10 protein-coding genes and 1 tRNA gene are annotated in these 12,630 nt (G+C 71.1%); 5 read left to right on the plus strand and 6 right to left on the minus strand.

All coding sequences use genetic code 11. The annotated features are described in order from the left end of the window. Positions 1–57: 57 nt before the first annotated feature. Entirely contained in the window at positions 58–2,571 is a 2,514-nt protein-coding gene (locus ACWDZ7_RS15605; protein WP_451797330.1) for an ABC transporter permease, read from the minus strand. 149 nt (positions 2,572–2,720) lie between these two features. Further along, entirely contained in the window at positions 2,721–3,491 is a 771-nt protein-coding gene (locus tag ACWDZ7_RS15610) for an ABC transporter ATP-binding protein (protein WP_451797331.1), read from the minus strand. Between the two features lie 385 nt (positions 3,492–3,876). Here ACWDZ7_RS15610 and ACWDZ7_RS15615 point away from each other — a divergent pair. Continuing rightward, positions 3,877–3,959 (plus strand) — tRNA-Leu (locus ACWDZ7_RS15615). Between the two features lie 77 nt (positions 3,960–4,036). Here ACWDZ7_RS15615 and ACWDZ7_RS15620 read toward each other — a convergent pair. Continuing rightward, positions 4,037–5,725 (minus strand): IclR family transcriptional regulator domain-containing protein, encoded by a 1,689-nt coding sequence (locus ACWDZ7_RS15620; RefSeq protein ID WP_451797333.1) that lies wholly within the window; start codon positions 5,723–5,725, stop codon positions 4,037–4,039. Between the two features lie 169 nt (positions 5,726–5,894). Here ACWDZ7_RS15620 and ACWDZ7_RS15625 point away from each other — a divergent pair, with 169 nt between their 5' ends. The 3 genes from ACWDZ7_RS15625 to ACWDZ7_RS15635 all read left to right on the plus strand — a co-directional run bounded on the left by ACWDZ7_RS15625 (position 5,895) and on the right by ACWDZ7_RS15635 (position 9,475). Further along, on the plus strand, positions 5,895–7,106 hold the full coding sequence (locus ACWDZ7_RS15625; protein WP_451797335.1) for a 4-hydroxybenzoate 3-monooxygenase: 1,212 nt from the start codon (positions 5,895–5,897) through the stop codon (positions 7,104–7,106). A 13-nt stretch (positions 7,107–7,119) separates the two neighbouring features. Next, on the plus strand, positions 7,120–8,478 hold the full coding sequence (locus ACWDZ7_RS15630; RefSeq protein WP_451797337.1) for an MFS transporter: 1,359 nt from the start codon (positions 7,120–7,122) through the stop codon (positions 8,476–8,478). Between the two features lie 67 nt (positions 8,479–8,545). Then, the gene (locus ACWDZ7_RS15635) at positions 8,546–9,475 is read left to right on the plus strand and encodes a Bax inhibitor-1/YccA family protein (protein ID WP_451797338.1); all 930 of its coding nucleotides are present in this window, start codon (positions 8,546–8,548) and stop codon (positions 9,473–9,475) included. Positions 9,476–9,637: 162 nt separating this feature from the next. On the opposite strand, the gene ACWDZ7_RS15640 is transcribed toward ACWDZ7_RS15635, so the two are convergent. Then, positions 9,638–9,868 carry a DUF4287 domain-containing protein gene (locus ACWDZ7_RS15640; RefSeq protein ID WP_451797340.1) on the minus strand — a complete coding sequence of 77 codons (231 nt, stop codon included), beginning with the start codon at positions 9,866–9,868 and terminating at the stop codon, positions 9,638–9,640. Between the two features lie 102 nt (positions 9,869–9,970). Between ACWDZ7_RS15640 and ACWDZ7_RS15645 the strand changes: the two genes are divergently transcribed. After that, positions 9,971–10,282: a hypothetical protein gene (locus ACWDZ7_RS15645; protein ID WP_451797342.1), complete on the plus strand. Its 312-nt coding sequence runs from the start codon at positions 9,971–9,973 to the stop codon at positions 10,280–10,282. On the opposite strand, the gene ACWDZ7_RS15650 is transcribed toward ACWDZ7_RS15645, so the two are convergent. Further along, the gene (locus tag ACWDZ7_RS15650; RefSeq protein ID WP_451797460.1) at positions 10,279–11,124 is read right to left on the minus strand and encodes a hypothetical protein; all 846 of its coding nucleotides are present in this window, start codon (positions 11,122–11,124) and stop codon (positions 10,279–10,281) included. The two genes, ACWDZ7_RS15645 and ACWDZ7_RS15650, sit on opposite strands and share 4 nt — an antisense overlap. A gap of 258 nt (positions 11,125–11,382) precedes the next feature. Next, positions 11,383–12,603 carry an acetyl-CoA C-acetyltransferase gene (locus ACWDZ7_RS15655; RefSeq protein WP_451518760.1) on the minus strand — a complete coding sequence of 407 codons (1,221 nt, stop codon included), beginning with the start codon at positions 12,601–12,603 and terminating at the stop codon, positions 11,383–11,385. Positions 12,604–12,630 lie beyond the last annotated feature (27 nt).

The following is a 12,630-nucleotide window of genomic DNA, read 5'->3' on the forward strand; positions in this document are numbered from 1 at the left end:
GACGGATCGCCGTCCGGGGCCCCTCACCCCTCGCCCCTCGCCCCTCTCCTCGTATCGCTACTCGCTCTTGATGGCCATCAGCGGGTTCAGCCTCGCCGCGCTGCGGGCCGGCCAGACCGCCGCGAGGACACCGACCAGGGCCGCGATCCCGAGGAAGACCACGATCCGGCCGACCGGGATCTCCATGGCGTACGTGGTGACCGAGTTGGCGATGGTGCCGCCCGCGACCCAGCCCATGAAGAGGCCGAGGCCGACGCCGAGCACCGCGCCGAACAGGGAGATGATGACCGCCTCCAGGCGCACCATCTGCTTGACCTTCGCGCGGTCCAGGCCGATGGCCCGCAGCATGCCGATCTCGTGCTTGCGCTCGAAGACCGACATGGCCAGGGTGTTGATGACGCCGAGCACCGCGATCAGGACGGCCATGGCCAGGAGGCCGTAGAGCATGTTCAGCATCATGTTGATGGAGCCGGCCACCGCGTTGCTGATCGCGTCCTTGTCCTGGACGGTGATGGCGGGGTTGTCGCCGAGGGCATCCACGATGGCGTCCTCGGCCTTGTCGGAGGCGCCGCCCTTCATCTTCACGAGCACCTGCTTGTCGACGACCTTGGTCAGGTGCGGATCGACGACGGAGGTCGGCGCGAAGAGGCCGTTGAGCATCTCGTTGCCCTCGTAGACCCCGGCGACCTTCAGCCGGACCGTCTTGCCGTCGTCGTCGAACTTCACCGGGAAGGTGTCGCCCGTCTTGAGGCCCTTGTCCTTGGCGGTGTCCGTGTCGACGAGCGCGCCGCCGGACTTCAGGCCCGCCACCGAGCCGCTGGTGAAGTCCAGACCCACCAGCTTGCCGAAGGTCTTCGGGTCGACGCCGGAGACGGAGGCGTAGGTGCCGTCGGTCTCGCCGTACGTGGTGCGCAGCGGGCTCGTCGCCTCGACGTCCGGGAGCCTGTCCAGCTTCTCGCGGACCTCGGGGGTCAGCGGCTCGAAGTTCGCCATGGAGATGCTGTAGTCGGCCTTCATGGAGCCCGCGGCCATCTTGTTGATGGCGCTGCTCATGGAGGTGGCGACCACCGTCATGGCGGTGATGAGAGTGAGGCCGATCATCAGGGCGGCGGCGGTGGACGCCGTACGGCGAGGGTTGCGCAGCGAGTTGAGGCGGGAGAGCTTGCCGGTGACGCCGAACGGCTTCAGGAGCGGGGCCGCGGCGGCGATGAACGGGCGGGACAGCAGCGGCGTGAGGACGATGACGCCGACGAGCATGACGCCCGCGCCGCCCGACTTCACGTAGTTGTCCTTCATGAAGAGCATCACCGCGCCGAGCGCGACGATGATCGAGCCGATGGTGTTGCGGACCACCAGACCGCGCGTGGTCGGCGTCGCGTGGACGCTGTTCATCGCGGCGACCGGCGGGATCTTCGCGGCGCGGCGGCCCGGCAGCCAGGCGGCCAGCATGGTCACGACCACGCCGATGAGCAGGGCCACGACGATCGTGGTCGGGGCGATGACGAGCGGCCCGGAGGGCAGCGAGGCACCGGCGGAGTTCATCAGGGACTCCAGGCCCACGGCCACACCGATGCCGAGCGCGAAGCCGGTCGCGGCGGCGATCACTCCGACGAGGAAGGCCTCGATCAGCACGGAGCGCGTCACCTGGCGGCGCGAGGCGCCGATGGCCCGCATGAGGGCGAGTTCCTTGGTGCGCTGGGCGACGAGCATGGTGAAGGTGTTGGCGATGATGAAGATGCCGACGAAGAGGGCGATGCCGGCGAAGATCAGCAGGACCTGGCTCATGGAGCTGGTCTGCTGCTCGATCATGTCGTCCTGCTGGGACTTGAGCTCGCCGCCCGTCATCGTCGGGTGGTCCTCGGGCAGGATCTTCTCGACCGAGCGCTCCAGGGCCGCCTCGGAGGTGCCCGCGGCCGCCTTCACGTCGATCTCGTCGTACTGCGTCTTGTTGAGCTCCTTGAGCGCGGTCTTGTTGTCGAGGACGACCAGGCTGCCGCCCGCGACGACGCTGCCCTCGTCGGTGTCGAAGATGCCGCTGACCTTCGCGGTGCGGACCGGGCCGTCGGTGGAGTAGCGGACGGAGTCGCCCACCTGGTAGCCGGTGCGGTCGGCGGTACGGGAGTCGAGGGCGATGTCACCGGCGGACTTCGGGGCGGCGCCCTCGGTGAAGTCGTAGCGCGGGTCCTTGCCGTCCTTGCCCGGGTAGTAGTTGGCGCCGGTGGTGCCCCACTCGCCGCCGACCAGCTTGCCGTCCTTGTCGGCGAGCGCGGTGAAACCGGAGACGGAGCCGAGCGCGGACTCGGCGCCGGGCAGCTCCCCGGCCTTCTTCAGGAGGGAGTCGGTGAGCCGGGGCTTCTGCTTCTTCTCCTCGTCCCCCGAGCCGCCGTCGGAGAGGACGGCGACGGAGACGTGGTCGAAGCTCTTCGCCGACTTGTTCTTGTAGGCGTTGCCGAAGGTGTCGGTGAAGACGAGGGTGCCGGAGACGAACGCGACGCCGAGCATGACGGCGAGCACGGTCATCAACAGCCTGGCCTTGTGCGCGAGCACGTTGCGCAGGGCGGTACGGAACATGGGAGTCAGTCCAAGTGAGGGGGGCGAGTCGATGGGGGCCGAGGAGGGAGCGCCCCTTCAGGGGCGCGGGGAACTGCGCGACCAGCCACGGCGGACCCGCGGTCTGAGCGATTCAGCGAGCCGAAGTGACCGGTGAAGGCCAAGCGGCCCTAGCTCGTGCGGCCCTTCGCGTCGAAGTCCTTCATCCGGTCGAGCACGCCCTCGGCGCTCGGCCGCAGCATCTCGTCGACGATCCGCCCGTCCGCGAGGAAGATGACACGGTCCGCGTACGAGGCGGCCACCGGGTCATGGGTGACCATGACGACGGTCTGCCCGAGGTCCCGTACGGAGTTCCGCAGGAAGCCGAGGACCTCGGCGCCCGAGCGGGAGTCGAGGTTGCCGGTCGGCTCGTCACCGAAGATGATCTCGGGCTGCGAGGCGAGCGCGCGGGCCACGGCGACGCGCTGCTGCTGGCCGCCGGAGAGTTCGGTGGGCCGGTGGCTGAGCCGCCCGGAGAGGCCGACCATCTCGATGACCTGCTCCAGCCACTGCTTGTTCGGCTTGCGGCCCGCGATGTCCATCGGGAGGGTGATGTTCTCCAGGGCCGTCAGGGTGGGCAGCAGGTTGAACGCCTGGAAGATGAAGCCGATCTTGTCCCGGCGGAGCTTGGTCAGCTGCTTGTCCTTGAGCGTGGACAGCTCGGTCTCGCCCAGCCGCACGGAGCCGGAGCTGAAGCTGTCCAGGCCGGCGACGCAGTGCATGAGGGTGGACTTGCCGGACCCCGAGGGGCCCATGATCGCGGTGAACTCGCCCTGCCCGAAGTCGACGGACACGTGGTCCAGGGCGACCACCTGGGTCTCACCCTGTCCGTACACCTTGGAGAGATCCGTGGCGCGTGCGGCCACGGAGGTGGCGCGGGCGGCGAAGGGGGTGGTGGTCACGGGACGGTGCTCCTGTCGGGACGACGAGTGGGGACGTACTCCATCGTGCTGGCCGATCAGGGCTCTGGAGTCAGCCGCTGTTCCGGTTCCTGGGGCCCTCTCCAGTCGGACCCGGGGGTGGCCTGTCATACCTGGGGATGACGTGCGTCCCTGAGACCCGGGGCCCGGGGCGGGAACGGACGGGAGGCTAAATTCCGTCATTCCGCGCAGAGGCCCATGAGACCGGCCGGGAGCGTGGAAAGGCCTCCGGCATGTACCAATGGACCGTACCGGCGGCTGATGCACCCTCAGACGTCAATAAAATAAGACAACATCGGGCTCCCCGTCCGCTGATCGGGGGATGCCTCCCGATAGGGTCGAATCCTTGCTGCGGGGCCCATGGCCTGCCCGGATGGTGGAATGCAGACACGGCGAGCTTAAACCTCGCTGCCCCTCGGGGGCGTGCCGGTTCGAGTCCGGCTCCGGGCACCTCCGTCCCCTGTGACGGACCGGTGTCCAGAGGGCCGGGGCATGCGCCTGACGGCCACACAGCTCTCCCCGCCTCGCTAGGGAAACCGCACCGCGTTGAAGCGCGCGGCCGTGTGCAGGTCGGCCTCGATGGCCGCCGCTGTCGCGCGCAGCGCGGGCAGCAGGGTGTCCCGGGACTGCGACAGGGGGGCCGGGCCCGCGTGCTGGGCGATGTTCAGGGCGGCGATCACGTGCCCGGCCGCGTCCCTGACCGGCACGGCCACCGAGCGCAGCCCGTCCTCCAGCTCCTGGTCCGCGGTGGCGTGGCCCTCGGCGGCGGCGCGGTCGAGGACGCGGGCCAGCTCGGCCGGGTCGGTCACGGTGCGCGGGGTGAGGGCGCGCGGCTCCGAGGCCTTCAGCAGGCGCTCGCGCTCCGCCTCCGGGAGCCCGGCGAGCAGCACCCGGCCCATGGCGGTGGCGTACGCGGGGAAGCGGGTGCCGACCGTGATGTGCACGCTCATCACACGGACCGTGGCCGCCCGTGCGACGTACAGGATGTCCGTGCCGTCCAGCACGGTCACCGACGCCGACTGGTGCACCCGGTCGGCCAGTTCGCGCAGATGCGGCTCGGCGAGCTCGGCGAAGGTGAGCCGGGACAGGGCCGCGTGGCCGAGCTCCAGGATGCGGGGGAGCGGCCGGTAGAGGCGCCCGTCGTGGGCCGCGTACCCGGCGAGCTCCAGTGTGCGCAGGCAGCGCCGCGCGGTGGCCCTCGGCAGACCGGTGGCGGCGGCGAGCGCGGTGAGCGGCAGCCCGTCACCACGGGCCTCCCCCAGAGCACGAAGGACGGCGAGCCCACGGGCAAGGGACTGAAGAAACCCGGGACCCAGCTCCTCCTTGGCGGCCAGGGGGTCGGTGGGGTCGGAGGGCTGCGGCGGATCGGTGAGCGGCAGCGGACCCACCGGCGGCAGTCCCTCAGTGGGCGGGGTCTCGAAGGAACCCGGCCGTTCCGTGTCCCGTAGGGCTTCCAAGCCCTTCGCCTCCGCCCGCAGTCGCGGCAGCATCGCCTCCGCCAGGCCCCGCGCCGTGTACCTGCTGGTGTGGCTGACCACCGACAGGGCGTACCGGATGTGCCCGGTGGTGTCGCGGACCGGGACCGCCACCGCGATCAGGCCCGGCTCGATCAGCTGGTCGTCCAGGGCCCAGCCGGTCTCCCGGGCCTGTGCCACGCGGGCGGCGAGGTCCGGGGTGGTCGTGGGCGCGGGGCCCGGCGGCAGCGCGGGGAAGGCGTCCCGTGCGGGCCCGGCGGCCACGCGGGCCCGCCAGGCCGCCCAGCGCTCCTCGTCCCACGCGTCCGCGAACAGCGCGCCCGGAGCGCAGCGTTCGGGCGGCAGCAGGTCCCCGATGCGGAAGGCCACCGACATCGCGCGGCGCCGCGCGGCCTGCGTCACGAAGCGGACCCCGTCGCCGTCGGGCACCGCCAGCGACACCGACTCGTCCAGCTCGTCCGCGAGCCGGGCGGTGCGCGCGGCCACTTCCCCGGTCAGGCCGCTGGCCGCGAGGTAGGCGTTGCCCAGCTCCATGAGGCGCGGGGTGAGGTGGAGCTCCTGCCCACGCGCGCGTACGTACCCGAGCCGGATCAGGGTCGCCACGATCCGGTCGACGGTCGAGCGGGCGAGGGTCGTGGCGCGTACCAGGTCGCCGGGCCGCACCTGGCCCGGTTCCGCCACGGCGAGCGCGCGCAGGACGGCCAGGCCCCGCTCCAGGGGGCGTACCGACTCTTCCGGCATGGCGCCGCTCCTTCTCCGTGCCGTACGAAATCGGGTGCCGCACAACCGTTGACAGCGCACAGGCGTGGCCGGAGACTCCCGTCAGCACATTATGAACGAAAGTTCACCAGGCGAACAAGTCGCCCCGGGGTGAGCGTCGTTCGGAAGCGGAAAGCGGAGGGATCGATCGATGCGCACCACCGTCGGAATCATCGGGGCCGGACCGGCGGGGCTGCTCCTCGCCCGCCTCCTGCACAACGCCGGCGTCGAATCCGTCGTCCTGGAGAGCCGCGACCGCGCCTACGTGGAGCGGCGCCAGCGCGCCGGCATCCTGGAGCAGGGCACCGTCGACGTGCTGCGCGAGGCGGGCGCCGGGGCCCGCCTGGACCGCGAGGGCCTCCCGCACGACGGCATCGAGCTCCGCTTCGACCGCCGCAGGCACCGCGTCGACTTCCCCGCGCTCACCGGCGGCAGGTCCGTCACCGTCTACGCCCAGACCGAGGTCTGCAAGGACCTCATCGCCCTCCAGCTCGCGGACGGCGGCCCGCTGCTCTTCGAGGCCGAGGCGCTGGCGGTGGAGGGCGCCGAGACCGAGAACCCCCAAGTCCGCTTCCGCCATCAGGGGCGCGAGGACGTCCTGGAGTGCGACTACGTAGTGGGCTGCGACGGCTTCTGGGGCGTGGCCCGCAAGGCGGTGCCCGAGGCGCTCTCCCGGGTCTTCGAACGCACGTACCCCTTCGGTTGGCTCGGCATCCTCGCCGACGTACCGCCGTCCCACGACGAACTCGTCTACGCCCGCCACGACCGCGGCTTCGCCCTGCTCTCCATGCGGTCGCCGAGCGTCACGCGCGCGTACCTCCAGGTCCCCGACGGCACGGACGCCGCCGACTGGACCGACGAGGAGATCTGGGACGAGCTGGACCGCCGCCTGGAGACCGATGACCCCACATGGGACCTGCGGCGCGGAACCGTCACCGCCAAGTCCGTCACCCCCATGCGCAGCTACGTCCACGAGCCCATGCGCCACGGACGGCTCTTCCTCGCGGGCGACGCCGCGCACATCGTGCCGCCGACCGGCGCCAAGGGCCTCAACCTCGCCGTCGGGGACGTCGTCACGTTCGCCCGCGCCCTGCTCCTCCTGCGCGAGAAGGGCGACCCGAGCCGCCTGGAGGCCTACTCCGAGGACTGCCTGCGCCGCGTCTGGCAGGCCGAGCGCTTCTCGTACGCGATGACGACCCTGCTCCACCGCGCCCCCGACGCCACCCCCTTCGACGACCGCGTCCAGCTCGCCGGACTCGACCGGATCGCCACCACACGCTCCGCCGAGACCGACCTGGCGGAGGCCTACACGGGATTCCCCTTCGACGCGCGCGACCTCGACGAGCGTGACCAGGACCAGTGAGGACGTACGTACCGTGACTTCGACTCCCCCTGAGCGGACCTTCAGATCCGTCGCTCCCGTCCTGGCCCTGTGCTGGCTCGTCGTCTTCTTCGACGGCATGGACGTGAACATCTACGGCGCCGTCATGCCGCACCTCATCGACGACGAGGGCTTCGGCTTCAGCGCCTCCACCGCCGGGACCATCGGTTCCTGGACCACCTTCGGCATGCTGATCGGCGCCCTCGGCTGCGGCACCCTCACCGACTGGGCCGGGCGCAAGCCGATGGTGACGGGCAGCGTCGTCCTCTTCTCGCTGGGGTCCGCGCTGTGCGCGCTCGCGCCGAGCGCCGCGTTCTTCGGCGCCGGACGCTTCGTCTCCGGGCTCGGGCTCGGCGGGCTCATGCCGATCGGGCTCGCGATCGTCGCCGAGTTCGCGCCGCCGGGCAGGGCCGCGCTCACCACCGGCCTGATGATGACCTCGTACCACGCGGGCGGCATGACGGCCACGGGCCTCGGGCTCGCGCTCGGACCCGACCACGGCTGGCGCGTCGTCTTCTGGACCGGCGTGATCCCCGCGCTCGTCGCCGTCCCGCTCGTCGTCAAGTGGCTGCCCGAGTCGCCCGGCGTGCTGCTCGCCAAGGGCCGCACGCGCGAGGCCGAGGCCGTCGCCGCCCGCTACCGCCTGCCGTCCCCGACCCTCGCCGAAGCCCCCGGGGCCGGTGCGAGGGGCCGCTTCTCCGCCGTCGCCGCGCTCTTCGCACCCGGGCGGCGCGTGACCACCCCGCTCCTGTGGACCGCGTCCTTCGCCGGGCTCCTCCTCGTCTACGGGGTCTCCACCTGGCTCCCCGAGCTGATGCGCGCCTCCGGCTACTCCCTCTCCTCCTCCGTCACCTTCCTGATGGTGATCAACGCGGGCGGCATCGTCGGCATGTTCATCGCCGGGCGCACCGCCGACCGCTTCGGCGCCGTCAGGACCTCCGCGGTCTGGTTCCTGCTCACCGCCTGCGGCGCCTTCCTGCTCAAGGCCCAGCTGCCGCTCGGTGTCGCCTACGCCCTCGTCTTCGTCACCGGCATCTGGCTCTTCTCCGCGCAGGTGATGGTGTACGCGGCCACGTCCTCCGTCTACGGTCCCGCGGAGCGCGCCACGGGGCTCGGCTGGGTCGCCGGCATCGGGCGCACCGGAGCGGTCGTCGGGCCCTGGCTGGGCGGCGCGGTGATCGCGGGCGGCAACGCCTCGCTCGGCTTCACGACCTTCGCGGTCGCCGCCGTCCTCGGCGCCGCCGCCATCTCGCTGGTGCCACTCGTGCGGGGGAACGGTTCCGATCCGGGAACAGTACGGGCCGCCCCGGGCGTTCTCGGGGCAGGAGAGGGAAAGATCCTCCCCAAGCACTAGGTCCATCCTTTTGCCTACGCATTACTCTTGAAGGCAAAGCCACGCACGGTGGCCATGGAGGAGTGAAATGAGGAGCAGCAACCCGGTCTTCTCGCGACGGGGGTTCAGCCGCGACAACGGCCACGCCGGCTTCGGCGCGCAGCCGCAGGCCGGGGGACCCGCAGCCGCGACCCAGACCCAGGGCAACCCGTACGCGCAGGGCAGTCCGTACGCGGGCGGCCAGCAGGCCCCCGCGGCCAACCCCTACGCCACCAATCCGTATGCCCAGCAGGACGTGCAGTACGGCGCGCCCCAGGCGCCCGTAAGCACCACGGGCCGCATGACGATGGACGACGTCGTCATGCGCACCGCGACCACGCTCGGCACGCTGCTGGTCACGGCGGCGCTCGCCTGGGCCCTGCTGCCGGTCGACGACGCCAACATCAGCAAGTCGTACGGCATCGCCATCGGCGCCGGTCTCGTCGCGATGGTGCTCGGCCTCGTCCAGGCGTTCAAGCGCAAGGCCTCGCCCGCGCTGATCCTGACGTACGCCGCGCTGGAAGGCGTCTTCCTCGGCGTCGTCTCCAGCGTCGTCGACAACCGCATCGCGGACGGCGCGGCCATGCAGGCCGTGCTCGGCACGATGGCCGTCTTCGTCGGCGTCCTCGTGGCGTACAAGGCGGGCTGGATCCGCGTCAACCGTCGCTTCTACGGCTTCGTGATGGCCGCGGCGATGGGCTTCCTGCTGCTGACCGCCGTGAACCTCCTGTTCGCGGTCATCGGCGGCGGCGACGGCCTCGGCTTCCGCAGCGGCGGCCTCGGCATCGTCTTCGGCATCGTCGGCATTCTGCTCGGCGCCTGCTTCCTCGCCCTCGACTTCAAGCAGGTCGAGGACGGCATCGCGTACGGCGCGCCGAAGGAAGAGGCCTGGCTCGCGGCGTTCGGTCTGACGATGACGCTCGTCTGGATCTACCTCGAGTTCCTGCGCCTCATCGCGATCCTCCAGGGGAACGACTGAGGCAGGCCGCTCGGCGGCTGAGCCGCCACTGACGGCCGAAGGGCCCGCGGACCGATTCCGGTCCGCGGGCCCTTCGTCGTGTACGGGTGAGGGTGGTCGGGCGGGTCGGGGGTGTGCCGGTCGAAAGTCTGGGGGTCTGAGGGTCTGAGGGTCTGGGGGGAGTCACAGGAGTTTGCGGGCGGCCCGCCTCATGTCGTACTCGTGGATGATCGCTTTCGCGTGGCCGTACGCGAGGTTGTGTTCGGCGCGGAGCCAGCTCACCTTCTCCTCGAAGCGGAAGAGGGAGGGCCCTTCGTCCACGGCGCGCAGCCAGTCGGAGACTTCACGACCGGTGCAGTGGGGGATTCGGGCGAGCAGGTTGCGGTGGGTCTCCTCGGAGAAGACTTGGGACATCGGCGCCTCCGGACGCGTCGCGATGTGTTCCGTCCTTCACGACACCGTGCCTGAGCGTGGGGGCGTTGGCAACAGTCCCGCAAAGGCACATAAGGTCGCGGGGTGCTAGATACGACGCCTTTGACGGCCGCAGTGGACCATTTCGCCGACCGCCTGCGGGCCGCGCCGCAGAGCCGCCTGCAGCGCGGTGCCGCGACCGAGGCGCTGGCTCTGGCCAGGGAGTTGGCGGCGCGCGCGCAAGCCATCGAGGAGCCGGACGCCCCGCCGCGCGAGATGCCGGACGCGGGGATGTTCGCCGCCGCCGACCAGATCACCGTCGCGGGGCGCGATCTGGCCCTTGTGCTCAAGGACCCGGAGGAGTTGGCGCGGACGCTGAAGCTCGTGGCGCAGGCGCAGAAGCGGGCCGGGGTCTAGGAGACCGAGGCGATGACGCGGTCGGCCAGGATGTAGACGTTCTCGGTGCCGCACTCGAAGGTCAGGGCGTACGCGCCCGAGATGCCGGAGCCGCCGAGCAGGACCGGGGCGTGGCCCTCGCGCAGGGCGTTGGCGAGGAGTTCCGCGGTCTCGCGGTGGCCCGGGGTCATGCAGAGCGTGGTGCCGTCCGTGAAGACGTACACGTCCAGGGTGCCCAGCGGGCCGGGGCGGACGTCGGCGAGGGCGGTGCGGGCGTCGGCCAGCTCTTCGAGGCAGGCCACCGTGCGCTCGTGGTCGCCGTACCCCTCCGAGGCGGAGGCCCGCACCGGTACGAAGTCCGGGTGCGAGGGGTGACGGCGGCGGGCCGCGGCCAACTCCGGCGAATCCCCGGCGATCTCGTCGGCGGCCGGGTCGGCGAAGGGTTCGATCACCGGCTCCAGGCTCTCCGCCTCGAGGCCGGTGAAGTCGGCCTGGCGCGGCAGGAACAGCTCGTCGGCGATGCCGTCGGGAATGCCCGGCAGGCCGTGCAGCAGGGACGGCGCGTCCGAGCCCTCGTGGGCCTCCTGGGCGGCCCAGAAGGCGCGGGCCTCGGCCAGTTCCCGCTCGCGCTCCTCGGCGAGCGCCTCGGCCACGGCCGCGCGTATCTCGTCGGCGTCCACGGAGGTACGGGCGCCCGGCACCGTGGGGTGTGATCGGCGGTCGGTGGCACGGCTGTCGGCCGGCTCGGTGCACAGGGCCGCTGTGATCTCGGCGAGCTGCTTGCGCAGGCCGCGCACTGCGTGCAGGACGGCGGCGCCCACGACCGTGGCGGCGGCCGTGGAGAGCAGCAAGGCAAGAGGCATGGCGCTCACTGACGTACTCCCGGTTTCAAGTCGACCCCCGACTTCCTACATCAGCTTGAAGCCTGCACGATCCACCTGTCAGTGCATAACGTCATGAAAAGGACAGGCCTTTGGGCCCTGTGTATCTCCGCAGACGTGCTCTGAGCTGGGCATATGCATCTCCCCCAGGAGATAGGTCACATCCTGGGGGAGATTGGGTCACGAAAAGGTGCAGGGAAAGAGGGCCGGAACTGAGCGTCGATCCCCGCCGACTCTGCGTCAGCTCAGGCGCTCGATGACCATCGCCATGCCCTGGCCGCCGCCGACGCACATCGTCTCCAGGCCGAACTGCTTGTCGTGGAACTGGAGGGAGTTGATGAGCGTGCCGGTGATGCGGGCGCCCGTCATGCCGAAGGGGTGGCCGACCGCGATCGCGCCGCCGTTCACGTTCAGCTTCTCCAGCGGGATGTCCAGGTCGCGGTAGCTCGGGATCACCTGGGCGGCGAAGGCCTCGTTGATCTCGACGAGGTCGATGTCGTCGATGGTCAGCCCGGCACGCCGCAGGGCCTGCTTGGACGCCTCGACCGGGCCCAGGCCCATGATCTCGGGGGAGAGGCCGGTGACGCCGGTGGAGACGATGCGGGCGAGCGGGGTCAGGCCCAGCTCGCGGGCCTTGGTGTCGCTCATGATCACGAGGGCGGCGGCGCCGTCGTTCAGCGGGCAGCAGTTGCCGGCGGTGACCAGGCCGTCGGGGCGGAAGACGGGCTTGAGGCCCTGGACGCCCTCGTACGTGACGCCGGCGCGCGGGCCGTCGTCCTTGCTGACGACCGTGCCGTCGGGGGTGGTGACCGGGGTGATCTCGCGCTCCCAGAAGCCGTTCTTGATGGCTTCCTCGGCGAGGTTCTGGGAGCGGACGCCGAACTCGTCCATGTCCTGGCGGGTGACGCCCTTGGCGCGGGCGAGGTTCTCCGCGGTCTGCCCCATCGCGATGTACGCGTCCGGGATCAGGCCGTCCTCGCGCGGGTCGTGCCAGTCCGTGCCGGTCTGCTCGGCGCGGGCCGCGGTGCGGGCCTCGGCGTCGGCGAAGAGGGGGTTGTGGGTGTCGGGCAGGCCGTCGCTCGACCCCTTGACGCTGCGGGACACCATCTCGACGCCCGCCGAGATGAAGACGTCGCCCTCGCCGGCCTTGATGGCGTGCAGGGCCATGCGGCTCGTCTGGAGGGACGAGGAGCAGTAGCGGGTGATGGTGCAGCCGGGCAGGTGGTCCATGCCCATCTGTACGGCCACGATGCGGCCGAGGTTGTGCCCCTGCTCGCCGCCGGGCAGCCCGCAGCCGAGCATCAGGTCGTCGATGTCCTTCGGGTCCAGCTCGGGGACCTTGGCGAGGGCGGCCCCGATGATCGTGGCGGTCAGGTCGTCCGGGCGCAGATCCTTGAGCGAGCCCTTGAAGGCGCGGCCGATCGGGGTGCGGGCGGCAGAGACGATCACGGCTTCGGGCATCAGGAAGCTCCTGCTGGCGGGGGCGCC

Source organism: Streptomyces sp. NPDC003032 (assembly GCF_053591415.1).

Excerpts from the sequence above, each read along its gene's own strand:
- ACWDZ7_RS15605 (WP_451797330.1), bottom strand. The coding sequence starts at position 2,571 with ATGTTCCGTACCGCCCTGCGCAACGTGCTCGCGCACAAGGCCAGGCTG.
- ACWDZ7_RS15620 (WP_451797333.1), bottom strand. The coding sequence starts at position 5,725 with ATGCCGGAAGAGTCGGTACGCCCCCTGGAGCGGGGCCTGGCCGTCCTG.
- ACWDZ7_RS15625 (WP_451797335.1), top strand. The coding sequence starts at position 5,895 with ATGCGCACCACCGTCGGAATCATCGGGGCCGGACCGGCGGGGCTGCTC.
- ACWDZ7_RS15635 (WP_451797338.1), top strand. The coding sequence starts at position 8,546 with ATGAGGAGCAGCAACCCGGTCTTCTCGCGACGGGGGTTCAGCCGCGAC.
- ACWDZ7_RS15640 (WP_451797340.1), bottom strand. The coding sequence starts at position 9,868 with ATGTCCCAAGTCTTCTCCGAGGAGACCCACCGCAACCTGCTCGCCCGA.
- ACWDZ7_RS15650 (WP_451797460.1), bottom strand. The coding sequence starts at position 11,124 with ATGCCTCTTGCCTTGCTGCTCTCCACGGCCGCCGCCACGGTCGTGGGC.
- ACWDZ7_RS15655 (WP_451518760.1), bottom strand. The coding sequence starts at position 12,603 with ATGCCCGAAGCCGTGATCGTCTCTGCCGCCCGCACCCCGATCGGCCGC.